This is a genomic window from Paenibacillus sp. FSL L8-0663 (assembly GCF_038008125.1).
In the GTDB taxonomy this organism is placed as follows: Bacteria; Bacillota; Bacilli; order Paenibacillales; family Paenibacillaceae; genus Paenibacillus; species Paenibacillus polymyxa_D.
In genome coordinates, this window is record NZ_JBBOYM010000001.1 from 4328718 (window position 1) to 4348408 (window position 19691).

The window sequence follows — 19691 nt, forward strand, 5'->3', positions numbered from 1 at the left end:
TTACAGATTAATCGGTTTAGACAGCACCTGGTCAATGATACCGTATGCTTTTGCCTCTTCCGCTTCCATGAAGAAATCCCGGTCAGTATCACGTTCGATTTTTTCGAGGGGCTGACCCGTACGCTCTACATAGATTTGATTCAGCTTAGCACGTGTTTTGATAATCCAGTCCGCATGAATCAGCATATCGGAGGCTTGCCCCTGAATGCCACCAAGTGGCTGATGAATCATGACTTCACTATTGGTAAGCGCGTATCTCTTACCTGGCGCACCCGCTGTTAGCAGCAACGAACCCATACTTGCAGCCATGCCTACACAGATCGTCGATACGTCCGGCTTAATGAATTGCATTGTATCATATATACCCATGCCCGCAGTTACAGAACCGCCTGGCGAGTTAATGTACAAATTAATATCCTTCTCTGGATCTTCCGCAGAAAGGAACAATAGCTGTGCAATGACGAGATTGGCGACATCGTCATCAATCGGGCCACTTAGGAAAATAATACGATCCTTAAGCAACCGCGAGTAAATATCGTAAGATCGTTCTCCTCGATTCGTTTGTTCCACAACCATAGGGACGAGACTCATCACGACCAACCTCTTTTCTTTATTAAAATGAACACCTGTATTCATCCGCTTCCTTATGTCCCATTAAAACGGAAGCAGCAAGCATGAAACGTGAACACCTTACAAAATATTTTAACATGTTCAGAGTCTCGTGTCATATTTGCATGCGCTCATATATGCAGTGCGGGCTATTTACAGTACACTCTGCCGAGACCTTCTCATATTTAACCATGTTTCGTATGTATGTGCAAATATACGGTAGTGACTTATGTAAAACAAGAAAACGCGACTCACAGCACTTTCCATAAACGACTAAAATTTGGGTTATCAAAGGTAAAAATAAGGCACGTAACTTTCACTACGTGCCTTATCCCTATCTAATTACTACGTTTCAGCTTGTTACAGCATACTCCGTATATTTTATCGTCTGAATTACTCAGCAGCTTCAACTGGCGCTTCTACTTCTTTGCTGTTTTCCACCAACAAAGCAATGGTTTTGCGCAGTGAAATTTCTTCTTTCAGGTTAGCGAACGAGCCGTTACCTTCCAGAATGCTACGGATTTCTTCAACTGAACGTTTGTAAGCTTCAGCCATGTTTTTCAGTTCTTCATCAATTTCCGCTTCGGAAACTTCGATGTTTTCTGCTTTAGCCACTTGTTCCAGCACTAGGTTGTTACGTACGCGCTTCTCAGCATCAGCTTTCATTTGCTCTTCCAGGTCTTCCTTGCTTTGACCAGAGAATCCAAGGAACATTTCAAGGTTCATACCTTGGCTACGCAAACGGTTGTCGAAATCGCGAACCATGTTTTGCACTTCGCTCTTCACCATTGCTTCAGGAATGTCGATTGTTGCATTCTCAGCAACCTTCTCCACTACAGCACCCTCGCGAGCTGCTTTAGCTTCGTTTTCCTTACGATCCAACAATTGCTTTTTCAAGTCTTCCTTAAATTCAGCCAGTGTGTCAAATTCGCTTACATCTTTAGCAAATTCATCGTCCAGTTCAGGAAGAACTTTGCGTTTCAGTTCGTGAACTTTCACTTTGAATACCGCTTGTTTGCCAGCGAGGTCAGCAGAATGGTAGTTCTCAGGGAACGTTACTTCAACGTCCTTGGAATCGCCAGTGTGCAAACCAACCACTTGCTCTTCAAAACCAGGGATGAATGTGTTAGATCCCAGTTCCAAAGAATACTTCTCAGCTTGTCCACCTTCGAATGGTACACCGTCCACGGAACCGTCGAAGTCAATAATAGCTGTATCACCGGATTGAGCAGCATCTTCATCAACGACAACCAGTTCAGCATGACGTTGTTGCAGGCGCTCCAGTTCTTGAGCCAGTTCTTCGTCGCTTACTTCGAGTTTGCTTACAGGCACTTCTACGCCTTTGTAATCGCCCAAAGTCACTTCAGGTTTAACAGTAACCTTTGCTTTGAATTTGAAAGATTCGCCTTTAGCAAATTGATCAATTTCAACGTCAGGGCTGTCAACCGGGAAGATGTCCGTTTGCTCTACAGCTTGGCTGTAAGCTTCTGGCAACAGGATGTCAATTGCATCCTGGTACAGACTTTCAATACCATAGCGTTTTTCAAAGATAGGACGTGGTACTTTACCTTTACGGAATCCTGGTACACTTACTTGTTTTGCCACTTTATTAAAAGCTTTGTCGAGTGCAGCGGCTACACGATCCGCGTCAACCTCAACTTCAAGAACCCCAAGGTTCTTCTCTATTTTCTCCCAAGTTGCTTTCATTTTATGCTTTCCCCTCCAACAAAATCTTCACTTAGTTTTCATTACAATCAACGCACACAAAATAACCACTATAGTATATCTAACATTACTGTCTTTTTCAAGAGCAGCCCTTTGAATGCTTCACAGGTAAACGTTTCCGGTCACTAAGGAGTGTGCATTCCCGCCGCTACGAATAGTCGCATCGACCGATACGCCTGCTCAAAACGGAAGCGCAACGCATCTGTAATACCATATATAGCACGGGTTTCTTCCTCATTATTATTACCGTTCAAACTTTCCGAAACGGTCTGATGGAGTGCTGCAGCCCAAATATCCGGCATTCCGTCCTCTTCCACCAACATGGATCTATAATCATTCGTACCGTATACTGCCATCACAAACTGTGACCACAACTCCTGTGCAAAATAGAATAGTGTAGGCTCGTGCACCTCAGTCTGATCAGCCACCCGTTCCAAAATACGCATAATCGACTCTGGAAAATCACCAGGCTGTAACGGAACCGTTTCAATGTCGATTTCCGCTTGTTCATCACCCCGTCTGATTTCTATCGTCCCTTCCATTCCGCGTCGTCGCATTGTCTGTAGAACACGGAATTGAAGTAAAGGATGGATTTCCCGGTCCATAATCCAGCGAAGCAAGGCATCGTCGATTTCTGGCAGTTCCAAATAGGACAACTGCTCCAACGCTAAAATCGTCTGTTCGGATAAGGGTTCATCCATAGCCATCCGCAACAGCTTGTTGCCGTAGCCCGCATCCTGCTCCTGCTTAAAGCGTGCATGACGGCGAGCTAACTCTACTTCACTGACCTCTTCTTCCACAGCGTCCGTTATCGCCCCGCTGTCAGCGTACTGTGGAAATGCAGCTTCCAGCCATTGTAATAGAGCGTTCCATTCATCGTATTGCTTCTGCTCCTGTCCCTGACACTGCATTAAAAAACGCAGCATCGCCATCGCCTCTCCGTAACGTTCGTTTTCAAGCATCACAGTAAGTTGGATTTGATAATAGTCCAGTGTCTTCGGAAACAATACAATATTATTTTCTTTTGTCGTCACCTTGGAGTCCTTTATTCAAGGCACCCCCTCTCCTTCACAAGCTCAAGTATTTGTAGATTATATGAGAAACAGTAGCCGAAGTCCAACCACTCGTCTTACACATATTCACCTGTATTCTAACATACCCTTTTATAAGGCAAAAAAAACTACGTCTACTCAGAATTTATGCTGTATAAAGCCTAAATAAGCGATATATGCAAAATAAGACTTGAATTTCTTTTATCCATATGATATATTAATATTCGCTTGAATTTTATGTCCCAGTAGCTCAGCTGGATAGAGCAACGGCCTTCTAAGCCGTCGGTCGGGGGTTCGAATCCCTCCTGGGACGTCATAACAAGAAGCTTCCATAATGGAGGCTTTTTTTGTTCTCATGAGATAACTCACAGGGTAACGTCGGCCCATCGGCATCGTTAGCCTATACTTCGCAGTCAACCATAGGGAGAGTATCTCTCTTGATAAATTACATCAAAAAAAAGCTTCCGCAAGGGAGCTTTTTTTGATGATAAATAATGTAGAAAGAATAGTCTGCCACGCTACTTTAGGCGCTGGTTTCAAGTCACTACTCTTTCAATAAAACGCAGATATTGCTATCATCTATCATGTTACACCATTTTGAAGTAAAGGAGGTTGGCTGACTCCCTTGACTACGAATAAACTCCAAAAGTCGCGGGAAATTCATCGTTTTGTTGCCACTTTGCTTTCTATATTAGGTACTGGATTGGGTATGTTTTATCTCGCCATTCCTTCCTATATGATTGGAGGAGCGGCTCTGATCATCACACAGGGAATTCTGATCTATTTTACATTATTTTCTCTCGGATACCTGCTTATTATTTCGGGACCGCTGGCCATTATTCTCCACATTTTAGGCATTATTTTTACAATACGATCTTTTCAAATTACAAGCAATGTGGGTAGCGCGCCGACAAGTGCATCGTTGCCTTCCAAATGGCGCATGTTGCTCAGTCTCACTGTGGGAGCTACACTTCTACTTCTTGCAGTCACAATGAAATACGTAGATATTATAGAACCTTTTACACAAACAGGTGAAAATAAACGCAACGTAGCCGCAGAATCAGAGCAATATCTGGAGCAGAAATACGGAGAGGACTTTCAAATTCAAAATATTAGCTATCATAGTATTCCCTTCACTGAATATACCATGGAGGCGATCTCTAATCGTCATCCTTCCGTCCTCTTTAACATGACCAAGCGTCCTTATGAGGATGTCCCATTTAGAGAAAAATATCTTAACGCCCTTTGGGAGAGCCAACTGGACATGAAGCTCAAACCTGTTATACAGAAGCTATACAATGATGCAGCCGCTGTTCATTCTGGGGTGCAAGAAGGGGAAACAGATAAAATGATCAAAGAATACGACGATTTTAAACTGAATCCCGAAGCGGTCGGCGATCAATATATTCGTATAATTGTATTCGAGGATCTAACTGACTCAGGATTGTCATTGGAAAAAGAACGGGTATTACAAACTGCAAAAGTTCTCAAAACAGTGTTGGCCGGAAATAAAGCCTCATTAGACATCGAATACTTCCCTTCGGCTATGAATACCAACCGAAACCTTAAGGCAATAGAACTAAACGATTATATGTTTGGTCAGGACCATTTTGATGAAAAGACCTATGAAGTCAAGATAGAAGACATTTATAAGCTTATGTCAACAAAGGATATACAAATCACATCGCTTGACCGCGTGAAGTAGCAAGGAGATTAATCAAATGAAATTAATATCTTGGAATGTAAATGGCTTAAGAGCCTGTGTGACCAAAGGGTTTTATACTTATTTAAAAGAAACGAATGCCGATATTTTTTGCGTACAGGAAACGAAGCTTCAAGAAGGGCAGATCCTCATGGAAAACATGGAGGAATACACACAATACTGGAATTATGCTGAGAAAAAAGGGTATTCCGGCACGGCTATTTTCACCAAAATCAAGCCGCTCTCTGTGCATTATGGACTTGAAGAAAATGAAGAACCGGAGGGCCGAACCATCACTTTGGAATTCGAAAAATTTTATCTCGTCAATGTGTACACACCGAATACCAAACGGGACTTATCCCGACTGCCCTACAGACTGGAATGGGAAGACCGTTTTCGCAGCTACCTGCAACAACTGGATGCTTTGAAGCCTGTCATCGTGTGTGGAGACTTGAACGTAGCTCATCAGGAGATCGATCTCAAAAACGCCAAAGCTAACTACGGAAATGCCGGTTTTACGCCTGAGGAACGGGAACGCATGTCACAGCTGCTAGACGCCGGATTTATAGATACCTTCAGAACCTTTTATCCTGACCGGACGGATGTTTATTCCTGGTGGTCCTACATGCCAAAGGTGAGAGAAAGGAATATCGGCTGGCGGATCGATTACTTCCTCGTCTCAGAGAGACTTCGTCCGCTATTGATGGATGCGAGCATTGATTGTCATATTACAGGCAGTGACCACTGTCCTGTGATATTGGAGTTGCAAGATATTTCAGCATAAGTCCCCTGCCCTGACACAAGGATTTATGAAACTTTAAAAAGCGGTCATGCTCTGTTATTGCAGCATGACCGCTTTAATGAATGGAGCTATGTCCCCAAATATACCTCGATACGGGAAATCAACCGCTCTCTCACATCTTGTGCCTCTTTATGATCTAATATAGCCTGTCTTATCGTCTTCTTTTCGCCACTAGCGTAATGCAGTACATACTGGGTCACTATGCATTCCGGTGGATAAGTATCCTTGCGATCCGTATTAAAATAAGTCACCTGACAGCTTCCGAGAAAACAGAAAGATAGCTCACCTGTAGCTGTGAACAGCCAGCCTGGCAGCTTGGGCTCCAGCTTCAAGGATAGGCCCCTATGATCATAGCCAAACGGCTGCCCGCCCGTCATCATCCATATCCACATATGAATAAATTCTGCCGTAGATCCGCTCAGCCTCGCGATATATCCCGTTCCATGCAAACTTGCATCAGGATTAGCACTGCTAGCAATAAAGGAGCTGTTCGGTTGGCCGGAAAAAACTCCATGATAGCTCCATTCTTATCCTCCACACCAAAGCTCGCAATTCCTTGTCCACGATTAACATAATACGCCCACAGAGGAATTCCCTGAACACCAGCAATACCGGGTAGAAAACTGGAAAAGGGCTTGGCCTGCGCAAAATTCTCAATCACAAAACGTCCTTGATCGTCAAAATAATACTGCTGCATCGTGCACCCCTTTTCTTTTTAAAACCCGTTATTCGCCATCACTTGCTTGAACCACAGCGCACTTTGTTTGGGTGTCCGTTCCTGCGTGTCGTAATTGATGTGTATAATCCCAAAACGTTTGCTGTATCCCCAGGCCCATTCGAAGTTATCGAGGAATGACCATACAAAATAGCCCTTAAGCTGACCTCCCTCCCCAATAAAGCGATGGCATGCCTTTAAATGTTCCTCAATGTAATGCTGACGCCCAATGTCTTCAATCTTTCCATTCACCAGTTCGTCCTTCATCGCTGCTCCGTTTTCTGTAATCAGGATGGATAATCCTCTGGTAAAATCCTTCTCAATCCGTGTCAGCAGCTTATAAAAGGATTCAGGGTGAATCTCCCATCCCATATCCGTTACCGGTTCTTCTATGGAAATCTGCTCGACCTGAAGCAACGAAGCGTCTGTAGTCGCTCGAATGATACTGCGGGCGTAGTAGTTGATGCCCAAAAAATCCCCTGGCTGCTGAATCAGCTCCATATCACCAGGCTGTACAAAATCCAATCCGTTCAAGTGCTCCCCGTACCATTCCACCATATCCTCAGGGTATTTCCCGTTAAACAATGGCTCGGCAAACCAACGATTAATAAAGCCATCCCGCCGGACAGCAGCGGCTACATCCTCGGAGTGTTCAGAGGCTGCATCGACATGCTCCATGTTCAGCGTAATACCGATATTGCCCGTCAGGCCCTTTTCCTTGTGTAAGTTCATGGCTATCCCGTGACACATCAGAATATGATGAGCGGCAGCAAGAGCTTCCCTCCAGTTCTCATGGCCGGGGGCATGCTCGCCTGTACCATAGCCCAAAATAGAGGCGCAGTAGGGCTCATTTATCGTATTCCACCAGCTTATACGCTGTCCAAATCGATCCATGATTACAGAGGCATACGTTTTAAAATGTTGGATAGTCTCTCGCTGCGTCCAGCCACCCTCGTCCTCAATCCACTGCGGCAGATCCCAATGATACAGCGTCAGCATTGGAATCAGCCCAGCCGACTCAATCTCATCCAGCAGACGCTCATAGAAGAGTAGCCCCTGTTCGTTAACCACGCCAGGTGCGGGAATAATGCGCGGCCAGGCCACGGAAAAACGGTAATGTAAAAAGCCAAGTTGCTTCATTAATTGCACGTCTTCCTTAAAGCGGTGAAAATGGTCACAAGCCACATCTCCGCAGTCCCCTCCGATCACCTTCCCGGGTACTTGACAGAAAGTATCCCAAATAGAAGGCGTTCTTCCTTCCTCATCCACGCCACCTTCAATTTGATAAGAAGAGGTCGAAGTTCCCCACATAAACGTGGTGGGGAATGTATAGGTATTCTCATTCATACTTGGTATCATCCTTTCAGGAATCAAGACTTCACAGCTCCGGCTATCTTAGAATAAATGCACTTACCTTTACGAAAGCGGTTTAGTTAATTACAGCTACTATTATGTATCGGATAGCCTGTATTTGTAAATAGAGATTTGTAAATTATCAAATAAAACACAAATCACCGTTATTACTCCTTAAAATATTAGGAGTCATCCTTTATTAGCACGGTTGACTCACTTCTATGAGGTAGCATAGAATACGAGTAATCATTAATTTTGAAAAACAAAGTCAATTTAACTAAATCAGTTTAGTTGCGGAGGATTCCATGAATATAAAAACAATAGCTAGCATGGCAGGCGTTTCAGTAGCAACGGTTTCGAAAATCATTAACAATTACACAGACATCAGTGAGGAAACCCGGCAGCGGGTACTTAAAATCATGGAGGAAACAGGCTATAGACCCTCCTCCTCGGCTAAAACGCTGGCTACCAAAAAATCTAATCTGGTAGGCGTTATATTCGCTGGTAAGCTGAATGTTGATTTTAGTCATCCTTTTTTTGTAGATATCATTAATGTCTTCAAAAAACAGATTGGCTTGCTTGGTTACGATCTGCTGTTTTTTTCAAATGAGAAATTTCTGGATAATGGAGAGGACTATTTGGCACGCTCGAAATATTTTTCAGTGGACGGGTGCATTATTATTGCTGGAGATGAAGTGGAGAAGAGTGTTTTTGATCTCGATGCCAGCCCTATCCCCTGTATCGGTGTCGATATTGAACTAACCGGAGCCAGTTCTTGCTACATTATGTCCGACAATCAGAAGATTTCAATGAAGGTTGTTGAGCACTTTTACATGAATGGATACCGCGACATGGGGTTTATAGGCATTGAACGCCCCTCCTTGGTTATTAAAGAGAGAGAGGAGGCCTTTATTGCTTCACTAAAACGGTTTAGTCTTGATGTTAGACCTGAATGGGTCGTGTATGGTAAGGACTACGCGGCAGAAGATGGATACCAGGTCGCGAAAGCGTGGATACAGCAAGGAAATTTACCAAAAGCTATTTTTGCGGCTACCGACCTGCTTGCCTTTGGTGCCATACGTGCTTTCAAGGAAAGCGGCTTGAGGGTACCCGAGGATATTGCTGTAGTGGGATGTGATGATATAGAAGCCTGTCGTTATACCGAACCTCCACTGACGACTGTAAAACAAGACAAGCAAAAAATAGGCCGTCTAGCTGCTATGGTGCTGTTTGACCTGATGAATAAACAAATGGATACCAAATGTATTAAAGTCGAGCCGGAACTGGTCATTCGTAGTTCCTGCGGAGCCGGCCAACATTGGAACCATACGAAGGTCAAAGGTTAGCTCATGCCTTAAAAAAGATGACTCCTGATAAGATTCAGAAGTCATCTTTTTGCAGTTTAATATTCAGAGACCCAGCGCTTAATCATTACTTGTAGGCCATCGTCGCATTCACAGCCTTTTTCCAGCCTTCATACAAGCCTGCACGTGTTGATTCATCCATATTCGGGGCAAAAGAGGTTTCCACCCTCACCCGCTTACGAAGTTCATCCGTACTCTTCCAATATCCAATAGCCAAACCTGCCAGACATGCAGCCCCCAGTGCCGTCGTCTCATGGATCACTGGCCGCTCCACCGTTGCATCTAAAATATCGCTCTGGAATTGCATCAGAAAATTGTTCAATACAGCTCCTCCATCCACCCGCAGCGTCTTCACCGCAATACCTGAATCGATCTCCATGGCTGTAAGCACATCCTTGGTCTGATAAGCGAGTGACTCCAATGTGGCGCGGATAAAATGCTCCTTCGTGGTCCCTCGTGTTAGGCCGAACATCGCTCCGCGCACCTCGCTATCCCAGTAGGGGCTCCCCAGTCCGACAAAAGCGGGGACAAGATACACTCCTTCCGTAGACGAAACACGAGCGGCATAAGGCTCACTGTCCTTCGCTTCACGGAACATACGCAGCCCGTCTCGCAGCCACTGGATCGCCGACCCCGCTACAAACACACTCCCCTCGAGTGCGTATTGCACTTTGCCTTCCTCCAGTCCCCAAGCGATGGTCGTAATCAGGCCGTGTTTAGATTCAACAGGCTGATCCCCCGTATTCATTAGCATAAAGCAGCCTGTGCCGTAAGTATTTTTGATCATCCCTTTTTCGTAACATGCCTGACCGAACAAGGCTGCTTGCTGGTCACCTGCTGCACCGGCGATCGGTACATTCTGACCGAAGAAATGATAATCCACGGTGTGCGCATATACCTCAGAAGAAGGTCTTACCTCAGGCAGCATGATTTTCGGAACACCCAGAATGTCCAGCAGCTCTTCGTCCCACTTTAGCTCATAAATGTTGTACATGAGCGTCCTGGCTGCATTCGAGTAGTCCGTCACATGTGCCTTTCCGCCGGATAGTTTCCAGATCAGCCACGAGTCAATCGTACCGAATAACAGGTCACCTCGTTCCGCCTTTTCCCGCGCGCCCTCTACATGGTCCAGTATCCACTTTACTTTAGTGCCTGAAAAATACGGGTCGATCAGCAGCCCTGTTTTGCTGTGAAACAGTTCCTCGTGCCCTTGTCGCTTCAATTCATCACAGATGTCCGAGGTTTGGCGTGATTGCCATACGAGTACATTATATACGGGCACTCCTGTATTTTTGTCCCACACAGCCACCGATTCTCGCTGATTGGTAATGCCGATGGCAGCCACTTGATTTGCTTTTACACCGGATTCGGAAAGACAGGAGGCAATGACTCCGAGAATAGAACTCCAGATTTCATTCGCATTCTGCTCTACCCAGCCGGGATGAGGAAAATATTGCGGAAATTCTCGCTGAGCCGAGTACACTACATCTCCCTCGCTATTGAACAAAATCGCTCTTGAGCTTGTCGTTCCCTGATCTAGTGACAAAATATATTTTCCCATTGTTCATCTCTCCCCGTGTAAATCCATCGTTTTTACGCTATAAGTTTGTGATCCGTTTTATGATTTTTATAAGTACGACTCATACGGAAGGTAATCAAGAGTACAATCACGATGATCCCTAGTAAAATCCAGAAAGCTGGAGTCACACTCCCCTTAAAAACAGCCTGATAAAATGGCCCTGCGAAAGATCCCCCCAATAGCGGTCCTATAATGGGCACCCATGCATATTTCCAGTTGGACGCCCCCTTACCGGGAATCGGTAGTAAATAATGCATCAGACGCGGCCCAAAATCCCTCGCTGGATTGATGGCGTAGCCCGTTGTGCCTCCAAAGGATAAACCGATACTGACAACCAAAAAACCCACAATCAGCGGTTTTAAGCCGTCTGTAAATGAATTGGCACCAAATGACTGCAGAGCAAGCACAAAGATGAAAGTACCTATCATTTCACTAAGCACGTTGGCAAACGGATGATCAATAGCTGGTCCTGTCGCAAATACACTGAGTTTGGTTGCTGTGTCCTCCGTCTCTTTCCAGTGAGGCCAATAATGCAAAACGACGATGATCGCACCCGCCATGGCCCCAAGAAGCTGAGCAACAATATAGCCGGGAACATCCCGCCATGGAAAAACACCCTGAAATGCCAATGCCAGTGTTACTGCCGGATTCAAATGCGCTCCGCTGATTTCACCCACTGCATACACCCCAACAGCAACCGCGAGCCCCCATCCCATTCCAATCACAATCCAGCCGGAAGCGTGAGCAAATGACTTTTTCAGGGACACCCCTGCGCACACCCCGCCACCTAGGGCAATAAGAATCATTGTCCCTATGAATTCGGCTGCGTATGGCGACATACAACCTACCTCCTCAATAGATCACCCGATTTTGATCGCTTTCATCGCACAAAAAAAAGAAAAGCCATCACAAATCAACCCTGTGCTGTACCATGGGATGTCTGCGTGGCTCTCTTGTCTCCGTCACGATTATTAACTTAAATTTGATACTATATAGGCATGTAAGCGATGTCAACTGCGGATTTACGTCATTTCATAGCTTAAAATAATCGTTGACCATGTTAGATCCCCCGATTTATGATGTAAAAAAATGGGCACAAGTAAGGATTTCAGGATGAATACGACACTCCCAAACTCGATGAAGAAGGGAAGAATGTTATGCTGAAATTTCTGCAAAAAATCGGCAAGTCGTTAATGCTTCCAGTAGCTACTCTACCCGCCGCAGGGATTTTGCAAGGATTAGCTCTGATTAATTATGAAACGGATATACCGTTTGGTCCCGTAGTTGGCGGATTTCTGAATCATTATGTCACTCCTTTTCTGAACGAGGGGGCGGGGGCTATCTTCGGTAACCTTGCGCTCATTTTCTCCATTGGTGTTGCCATTGGTCTGGCAGGCGACGCAGTAGCCGCATTATCGGCAGTCATTGCCTATATGGTGTTGACCCGTATTTTGGCGGCAGTGCCGGGTATATTTGCATATATTCCAGACGACGTCAAGCTGGACATGGGCGTATTGGATGGTATTTTTATCGGTGGATGGTCTGCTTTTCTGTTTAAAAAATATCATAATATTCAGCTCCCGGATTGGCTTGGCTTCTTCTCAGGCAAACGTTTTGTCCCCATGATTACCGCCTTCACGACCATGATTCTGGCCATTCTGCTCGGAATGATCTGGAGTCCGGTACAAGATGGGATTGCAGCCTTCGGCAACTGGATTGTCGGGTTTGGCGGAATCGGATCAATGGTATTCATGATTGCCAATCGGCTGCTGATCCCGCTCGGTTTGCATCATGTACTAAACTCAATCGCGTGGTTTCAGATTGGTAACTATACGAATGCAGCTGGCGAAGTTGTTCATGGTGACCTGACCCGTTTCTTTGCAGGCGATAAATCAGCTGGTCTATTCATGTCCGGTTTCTTCCCTATTATGATGTTTGCTCTCCCGGCAGCCGCTCTCGCATTCATCCATACGGCTAAACCGGAAAAACGTAAAGCCGTCGCTTCCATTTTCATCGGTTCTGCGCTGGCATCGTTCCTGACCGGAATTACCGAGCCCCTCGAATTTTCGTTTATGTTCATTGCACCATTGCTTTACGGCGTTCATGCTCTGCTGACAGGCCTGAGCGGCCTGGTCGTATACCTATTGGATGTCAAACTGGGCTTTTCCTTTTCAGCAGGACTCATTGACTATTTGGTCAATATGAAGCTCTCCACTCACCCATTGCGAATGATCCCGGTCGGGCTTGTCTTCGCCCTCATCTATTACTTTCTGTTCCGATTTATCATTCTCAAATTCAACCTAAAAACTCCTGGGCGTGAAGATGATGGAGAAGACAGTCTCCTGTCTGAGGCTAACGAATCTGTACCCAATAAAAAAGCAAACGCTACATCCGACACTCCGTCCAGTCAGGCAGGCAGGGTACTAACCTATCTCGGCGGTTCGGACAATATCCTAAGCATTGATGCCTGCATCACACGGCTGCGTCTTGTCGTCAAAGACGACAAAGCAGTTAACGATCAAGCTCTCAGGCAGCTCGGAGCGTCGGGAATCATCAGGCTTGGTAACGGTACCCTGCAGGTTATTTTCGGGACTCGGTCCGAAATTCTGAAAGATGAAATACTGCGGTTGATGTCATGAGCTGAATCCCTAACTTAAGTACGTGCGTTCTTCATATAACAGACGCACGTGCTTTTTTTTATGGATAAACGTTTCAAATTTTTTGTTTTTGGTTAAGGCAATGCACATAAATGGGTAACAGCTTCATATGATGGAGCTAAACCATTTACAACTTGTTTAGCAGGCAGATTATCTCAGACAGCAAGGAGGGAAATGATGTGAAGACAGTACAATGGTTGGTATTATGTCTTGCTTTTCTCACTATGTTCAGTGCTTGTAGTGGACCCTCGTTCTCTGAAAGTCAATCATCTGAAACTAATTTGTCAAATGGAAAAAAGATAACGCTTACATTATGGTATTGGAACCGTTCCATTGATGATGAACTACTCGCCCAAGCGGAAAAACACTTTCCCAACATTGAATTAAAAACTCAAAAAATAGGTGGTGACTTCAAAGCTAAACTGAAGACAACGCTCGCAGCTCGTTCTGGTGAACCAGACATCGTAGCTCTGAACGACTGGATGGTGGAGCTATTTCCAAGTGCGGATCGTTTTTATGATTTAAGGGAGCTCGGAGCAGACCGCCTAAAAGATCAATATTTGGAATGGAAATGGAATCAGGGGATCACTCCTGATGGTAAAATGATTGCATTTCCCATGGATACTGGGCCTACTGCCCTCTTCTATCGAAGCGATCTATTTAAGCAAGCAGGCTTGCCTAGTGATCCTGAAAAGGTTAGTGCCTCGATCCGCACATGGGATGATTACATGGCAGCCGGAGAACAACTTCAGCAGAAATTCGGAAGCCGTTCGTTTTTGGCTGATAATATTGTAAACGTTTACAATCAAGTGCTCGCTCAGCATACAAACCTCTACTTCAAGCCGGATGGCAGCTATATTGGCAATCAATCTCCTGACATCCGTCTGGGCTGGAAAACCGCTGTCGATTTCCACAAGAAGCATCTGCTCGCCAATGCGGATGGCTGGACTCCCGAATGGAACGCTTCGGTCAATAACGGCAAAATTGCCTCTTTTGTAGGGGCTGTTTGGATGAAGCAAGTTCTCACAGAGGCCGCGCCGGATACAGCTGGCAAATGGAGAGTCGCCCGTGCTCCTGGAGGAGACGGCAACCTGGGTGGTTCGTTCATTTCTATCCTCAAATCCAGCAAACATCCCAAAGAAGCCTTTGAAGTCCTGACCTGGCTGCAAAACCCGGAACACCAGTTGGAAGCCTACCACAAAATCGGTCTGTTCCCGTCCACTCCCGGCGTCTATAACGATCCTATCATGGGGACACCCGAGCCTTTCTTTGGGGGTCAGGCCACCGGACTCATCTTCGCCGCCTCCGCACGTCATGTGAAAAGCAGCTATTTCGGCGAGCGCTACCCTGTCATCCACGGCATTGTGACCCGTCGCCTTGCTAATGTTGCCAAGCAGGATGCTAATCCTGATGCATTATGGACGGAAACCATGGAACGAATCGAACGGGAATTACAGCGATAAAAAAACAAAATTCAAAAAAGGCGTGTGGACAATATGCTGAGAGAAATCTGGAAGCACCGTGCCGTTTATGCTGCGATCTCGCCGTTTTATCTGCTGTTTGGCATCTTTGGACTGTTTCCGATTGGTTTTTCATTATACCTGGCGTTTCACAAATGGGACGGAATCGGAGACATGACCTACAACGGCTGGGGCAACTTTCGCTACCTTGTAACAGATCATGAATTTTGGCAGGCTGTAGGCAACACCTTTGTGATCTGGGTGTATGCAACAATTCCAATGCTATTCTTCGCACTGATTATTGCCTTTCTGCTTTATGCCCCATTTGTGAAAATGCGCACCTTATGGCGAGTTGGATTCTTCCTGCCCAATGTGACGTCTATTGTGGCTGTCGCCATCATATTTGGTGCCTTATTTGCCAACAATTTCGGATTTCTCAACTACCTTCTGCAACTCTTGGGACTGCCCATGGTTCAATGGCTGAATGTGCCATGGGGTATCCAAATTGCCATTTCTTCTATGGTCGTATGGAGATGGATGGGCTATAACGCAATCATCTATCTGGCCGGACTTCAGAGTATTCCGCATGTGCTGTATGAGGCCGCCAAAATAGACGGAGCAACCGGAGCACAAGCTTTTTTCCGCATCACTATCCCCATGCTGCGCCCAGTCATTCTGTTTACGGTCATTACGTCCACCATCGGCGGTATGCAACTCTTCACCGAGCCACAGGTCCTGGTCGGTAATGACGGCGGTTCCGGGGCAAGTGGCATGACCATCGTTTTATACCTGTACCGCGAGTCGTTCATTAACAACTATTTTGGATATGGTGCAGCCGTCGGATGGGGAATGTTCCTCATCATTGCTCTATTCTCCATCATAAACTGGAAACTCGTTCAAGGTAAAAAATAACGATGGGAAGGAGCTTCACAACATGATGCAGACACGTGCAAAATCCTTTGTTTTATATGCCGGATTGTTGGTGGGAATCATCCTGTCGATGTTTCCATTTTACTGGCTGATCGTTATGGCAACCCGTACAACTTCAGACATCTATCGTTTTCCACCGCAATTGTGGTTTGGCGGCCACTTCTTGGATAACATAACGAGAGTATTGCAGCAGATTAATTTTGCCGGAGCCTTTTTTAATACCCTTTTTGTAGCTGGTTCTGTTACCTTATTGGTTCTGTTTTTCGATTCACTGGCAGGTTTTGCATTCGCCAAGTTTGATTTTCCGGGCAAAAAAGTGCTATTTATCGTTCTGCTAGCTACAATGATGGTCCCTTCACAACTTTCGCTTGTCCCCTCCTTTGTCATGATGGCCACCTTTGGATGGGTAGGTACGTTCAAAGCGCTTATTATCCCGGGGATGGTAAATGCCTTCGGCATTTTCTGGATTCGTCAATATGCGGAAGAATCCATTCCAAAGGAGCTGCTGGATGCGGGGCGGATGGACGGATGCAGCTTTTTTCGGCTGTACTTAAATGTAGCACTGCCTATTCTACGTCCTGCGTTCGCTTTTCTCGGCGCGTTTACCTTTATAGGAGCCTGGAATGATTATTTATGGCCGCTAATCGTCTTAACGGATGAGCGTAAATTCACGCTCCAGATTGCACTGTCACAATTAAACGGGATATACAATACGGATTATGCGATGGTCATTGCGGGCACCCTGCTTGCTGTACTGCCACTTATAATTTTATTTCTTTTCATTAGCCGCCAGTTTATTTCCGATCTTGCCGCCGGAGCGGTCAAAGATTAGATTTATTTGAATTCCCTTATTCATTTCATGTATAATAATTAATCGTCATTTCAAATAGCTTACATGATGAGGTTAGGTATACAACAGCAATCAGGTTAAGCGATTTACGATTTGAACATGAACTATGAACTGAGGGGAACTTTCCAGATGAACAAATTCACATATTATAACCCCACCAAATTAATTTTTGGAGACAATCAAATTGAAGAACTGCAGCAGGAACTGTTGAATTACGGCAAAAATATTTTGCTGATATATGGAGGCGGAAGTGTCAAACGAAATGGTCTATATGACCAGGTATTAAACGCGTTACAGCCGCTACATCTCAACATTCATGAATTGTCGGGCGTAGAACCGAATCCGCGGTTGTCCACCGTTAAGAAGGGCATCGACATTTGCCGAAACAAAAAAATCGACTTCTTACTTGCAGTAGGCGGCGGGAGCGTTATTGATTGCACCAAAGCCATCGCAGCAGGGGCTGAATATGACGGCGATGTGTGGGATATTATCAATAAAAAGCACATGCCTACCCAGGCTCTGCCATTCGGTACCATCCTCACACTCGCCGCTACCGGTTCAGAAATGAATCCAGATTCTGTTATCACCAACTGGGAAACAAACGAAAAATACGTATGGGGCAGCGCGGTGACGCATCCGAAATTCTCAATTCTGGACCCAAAAAACACCTTCTCTGTGCCACGTGATCAGACGGTATATGGCATGGTGGATATGATGAGCCATGTGTTTGAACAGTATTTTCACAATGTTAAAAATACACCGTTGCAAGATCGTATGTGCTTTTCCGTGCTGCAAACCGTAATCGAAACTGCACCTAAGCTGTTGGAGGATTTGCACAACTACGAGCATCGCGAAACGATTTTATATGCCGGAACGATTGCTCTTAACGGAACACTGCAAATGGGCTACTTCGGGGATTGGGCTTCGCATACGATTGAACATGCATTATCTGCTGTATATGATATTCCTCATGCTGGCGGTCTGGCGATCCTATTCCCCAACTGGATGAGACATACGGTGGATCAGGATGCTGCACGCATGAAACGGCTGATGCTCAGTATGTTTGACTTAGACACCGTAGGTAAAACAGATAGAGAAATCGCCTTGGAAGGTATTGACCGTCTTAGTGCATTCTGGACAAGTCTCGGTGCCCCTTCCACCCTGGCCGATTACAATATTAATGATGAGCAATTGGAAAAAATCGCAAACATTGCAGCCCGTGAAATGGAATACGGAGGCTTCGGTAACTATAAAAAGCTTAATCAAGGAGATATTTTAGCTATTTTGCGCGCATCGTTATAACATTTAAAAAGGGAGTGTCCTCAAGCCTGTGATGGCTGAGGGCACTCCCTTTTGGAATTTATGAATTAACCGTTTGTCCCTTTTCTTCTACTTGAATAGCTGCCCCTACACTGGCACCTGCAAGAATGCCCTTTTTCTTATTAGGATACAGAGAATCCATATAGGTTCGGGTTTCTGCAACTACGATTCCCGATAAGCCAAGCAGTGCAATCAGATTCGGGAAAGCCATCATTGCGTTAAAGATATCTGCCAGCAGCCAAATGGCTTCCAACTTGATGAACGCACCTCCTGCCACAAGTGCGATGAACAAATAACGGTATGGTTTAATCCATTTGACACCCAGTAAATATTCAACACAACGTTCCCCGTAGTAATTCCAGCCCAGTATCGTTGTGAATGCAAATAAAATAAGGCTAATCGTCACGAGTTCTGCACCAGCCGGAAAGGCACTGGAAAACGCATGCTGGGTCATCAGACCTCCATCGTCATTTCCACTCCATATTCCCGTAACCAGCAACGTAAATCCCGTCAGATTACAAATAATCATCGTATCGATAAATACGCCTGTCATGGATATCAACCCTTGTTCTGCAGGCCATTTCGTCTTAGCAGCAGCTGCTGCAATTGGCGCACTTCCCAAACCGGCTTCATTAGCAAAAATACCTCTGGCAACTCCACTTCGCATCGCCAACATAATCGTCGCTCCGGCAAATCCACCCGTTGCAGATGTGGTCGAGAAGGCCCCTTGTAATACTAAAGCAATCGCATGAGGAAGCTCTCCTGCAAACTTAATGAGTACAATTAAGCAAACTACGATATAGAGCCCCGACATGAATGGAACAATCTTTGTGGATACCTTGGCAATACTTTTGAGTCCTCCAATCGTAACAACAGCAGTTAACACGGAAATAATGATCGCTGTAACTACCGTTGGCACTCCAAAGCTACTTTCCGTCGAAGAAACGATAGCCTTTACTTGCGGAAAAGTACCGATTCCAAATAGGGCTACAAGAACACCAGAAAAGGCAAACAACATCGCCAGCGGCTTGAAACGGCGGCCAAGTCCGTTTTCAATATAATACATCGGACCACCCGAAAATTGTCCGTTCCGGTCTTTAACACGGTATTTAACGGATAATAATCCTTCCGCATATTTGGTTGCCATCCCGAAAAAAGCTGCAACCAGCATCCAGAATAATGAACCGGGCCCACCCAGCTTGATCGCTGTCGCCACGCCAACAATACTTCCTGTACCTACAGTAGCTGCCAGTGCCGTACTCAATGCACCGAAGCTGCTTACATCTCCGCTACCTTCGTCCGGCGCTTTACCAATTAGCTTGAGCGCCAAAGGCAATCGAATAACCTGAAGCAGCTTCAAGCGGATCGTTAGCCACAACCCCGTGCCCATCACGAGAATAAGAAGCGGCGCTCCCCATATCCAGCTGTCAATCGTTTCTAACACATGTACCAAATTCATTTTCAACCCGCTCCTCCAACATATTAGAAAACAAAAAAGAGTCAAATCAGCTGATTCGACTCCTGGAGAGGTTAAAGGCACGAAAAAATACAACCATCTTGTGCAGGTTTCTAC

The 19691-nt window shown here is 45.5% G+C and carries 17 protein-coding genes and 1 tRNA gene; 9 read left to right on the forward strand and 9 right to left on the reverse strand.

Features of this window, described 5'->3' with window-relative positions; genetic code table 11:
• The 3 genes from clpP to MKY75_RS19030 all read right to left on the reverse strand — a co-directional run bounded on the left by clpP (position 1) and on the right by MKY75_RS19030 (position 3368).
• Positions 1–591 carry an ATP-dependent Clp endopeptidase proteolytic subunit ClpP gene (clpP, locus tag MKY75_RS19020; RefSeq protein WP_016324659.1) on the reverse strand — a complete coding sequence of 197 codons (591 nt, stop codon included), beginning with the start codon at positions 589–591 and terminating at the stop codon, positions 1–3.
• 411 nt (positions 592–1002) lie between these two features.
• Positions 1003–2316 (reverse strand): trigger factor, encoded by a 1314-nt coding sequence (gene tig / locus MKY75_RS19025; RefSeq protein ID WP_028541569.1) that lies wholly within the window; start codon positions 2314–2316, stop codon positions 1003–1005.
• Between the two features lie 143 nt (positions 2317–2459).
• Positions 2460–3368 carry a hypothetical protein gene (locus tag MKY75_RS19030; RefSeq protein ID WP_318628059.1) on the reverse strand — a complete coding sequence of 303 codons (909 nt, stop codon included), beginning with the start codon at positions 3366–3368 and terminating at the stop codon, positions 2460–2462.
• 257 nt (positions 3369–3625) lie between these two features.
• Between MKY75_RS19030 and MKY75_RS19035 the strand changes: the two genes are divergently transcribed.
• From MKY75_RS19035 to MKY75_RS19045, 3 genes are all read left to right on the forward strand, one after another.
• Positions 3626–3699, forward strand: a tRNA-Arg gene (locus MKY75_RS19035).
• Between the two features lie 312 nt (positions 3700–4011).
• Complete coding sequence (locus tag MKY75_RS19040) at positions 4012–5091, forward strand: hypothetical protein (protein ID WP_069011259.1); 1080 nt, start codon at positions 4012–4014, stop codon at positions 5089–5091.
• A gap of 16 nt (positions 5092–5107) precedes the next feature.
• A complete protein-coding gene (locus MKY75_RS19045) occupies positions 5108–5872 on the forward strand; it encodes an exodeoxyribonuclease III (RefSeq protein WP_340886246.1) in 765 nt (254 codons plus the stop codon).
• A gap of 86 nt (positions 5873–5958) precedes the next feature.
• Here the strand turns inward: MKY75_RS19045 and MKY75_RS19050 are convergent, their stop codons facing one another.
• From MKY75_RS19050 to MKY75_RS19060, 3 genes are read right to left on the reverse strand one after another with little or no spacing between them, the layout of a single operon-like run.
• Positions 5959–6282 carry a hypothetical protein gene (locus MKY75_RS19050; protein WP_230585102.1) on the reverse strand — a complete coding sequence of 108 codons (324 nt, stop codon included), beginning with the start codon at positions 6280–6282 and terminating at the stop codon, positions 5959–5961.
• Between the two features lie 26 nt (positions 6283–6308).
• Complete coding sequence (locus tag MKY75_RS19055) at positions 6309–6587, reverse strand: hypothetical protein (protein ID WP_029518399.1); 279 nt, start codon at positions 6585–6587, stop codon at positions 6309–6311.
• A gap of 18 nt (positions 6588–6605) precedes the next feature.
• Complete coding sequence (locus MKY75_RS19060) at positions 6606–7952, reverse strand: GH1 family beta-glucosidase (RefSeq protein ID WP_318628057.1); 1347 nt, start codon at positions 7950–7952, stop codon at positions 6606–6608.
• A gap of 311 nt (positions 7953–8263) precedes the next feature.
• On the opposite strand from MKY75_RS19060, the gene MKY75_RS19065 reads away from it, so the two are divergent.
• Complete coding sequence (locus MKY75_RS19065) at positions 8264–9304, forward strand: LacI family DNA-binding transcriptional regulator (RefSeq protein ID WP_029518397.1); 1041 nt, start codon at positions 8264–8266, stop codon at positions 9302–9304.
• 85 nt (positions 9305–9389) lie between these two features.
• Here the strand turns inward: MKY75_RS19065 and glpK are convergent, their stop codons facing one another.
• Both glpK and MKY75_RS19075 read right to left on the reverse strand, forming a co-directional pair.
• Entirely contained in the window at positions 9390–10883 is a 1494-nt protein-coding gene (gene glpK, locus MKY75_RS19070; protein WP_165148779.1) for a glycerol kinase GlpK, read from the reverse strand.
• Between the two features lie 32 nt (positions 10884–10915).
• Positions 10916–11740 carry an MIP/aquaporin family protein gene (locus tag MKY75_RS19075; protein WP_340886247.1) on the reverse strand — a complete coding sequence of 275 codons (825 nt, stop codon included), beginning with the start codon at positions 11738–11740 and terminating at the stop codon, positions 10916–10918.
• A gap of 318 nt (positions 11741–12058) precedes the next feature.
• On the opposite strand from MKY75_RS19075, the gene MKY75_RS19080 reads away from it, so the two are divergent.
• The 5 genes from MKY75_RS19080 to MKY75_RS19100 all read left to right on the forward strand — a co-directional run bounded on the left by MKY75_RS19080 (position 12059) and on the right by MKY75_RS19100 (position 18100).
• On the forward strand, positions 12059–13540 hold the full coding sequence (locus MKY75_RS19080) for a PTS transporter subunit EIIC (protein ID WP_340886249.1): 1482 nt from the start codon (positions 12059–12061) through the stop codon (positions 13538–13540).
• 197 nt (positions 13541–13737) lie between these two features.
• Complete coding sequence (locus tag MKY75_RS19085) at positions 13738–15021, forward strand: ABC transporter substrate-binding protein (RefSeq protein WP_029518393.1); 1284 nt, start codon at positions 13738–13740, stop codon at positions 15019–15021.
• A gap of 33 nt (positions 15022–15054) precedes the next feature.
• Positions 15055–15930 carry a carbohydrate ABC transporter permease gene (locus MKY75_RS19090; protein WP_029518392.1) on the forward strand — a complete coding sequence of 292 codons (876 nt, stop codon included), beginning with the start codon at positions 15055–15057 and terminating at the stop codon, positions 15928–15930.
• A 22-nt stretch (positions 15931–15952) separates the two neighbouring features.
• Positions 15953–16780, forward strand: coding sequence for a carbohydrate ABC transporter permease (locus MKY75_RS19095; RefSeq protein ID WP_029518391.1), 828 nt, complete (start codon positions 15953–15955; stop codon positions 16778–16780).
• 147 nt (positions 16781–16927) lie between these two features.
• Positions 16928–18100 carry an iron-containing alcohol dehydrogenase gene (locus tag MKY75_RS19100; protein ID WP_340886251.1) on the forward strand — a complete coding sequence of 391 codons (1173 nt, stop codon included), beginning with the start codon at positions 16928–16930 and terminating at the stop codon, positions 18098–18100.
• A 58-nt stretch (positions 18101–18158) separates the two neighbouring features.
• On the opposite strand, the gene MKY75_RS19105 is transcribed toward MKY75_RS19100, so the two are convergent.
• On the reverse strand, positions 18159–19577 hold the full coding sequence (locus MKY75_RS19105; protein WP_165148773.1) for an alanine/glycine:cation symporter family protein: 1419 nt from the start codon (positions 19575–19577) through the stop codon (positions 18159–18161).
• Between the last annotated feature and the right edge of the window lie 114 nt (positions 19578–19691).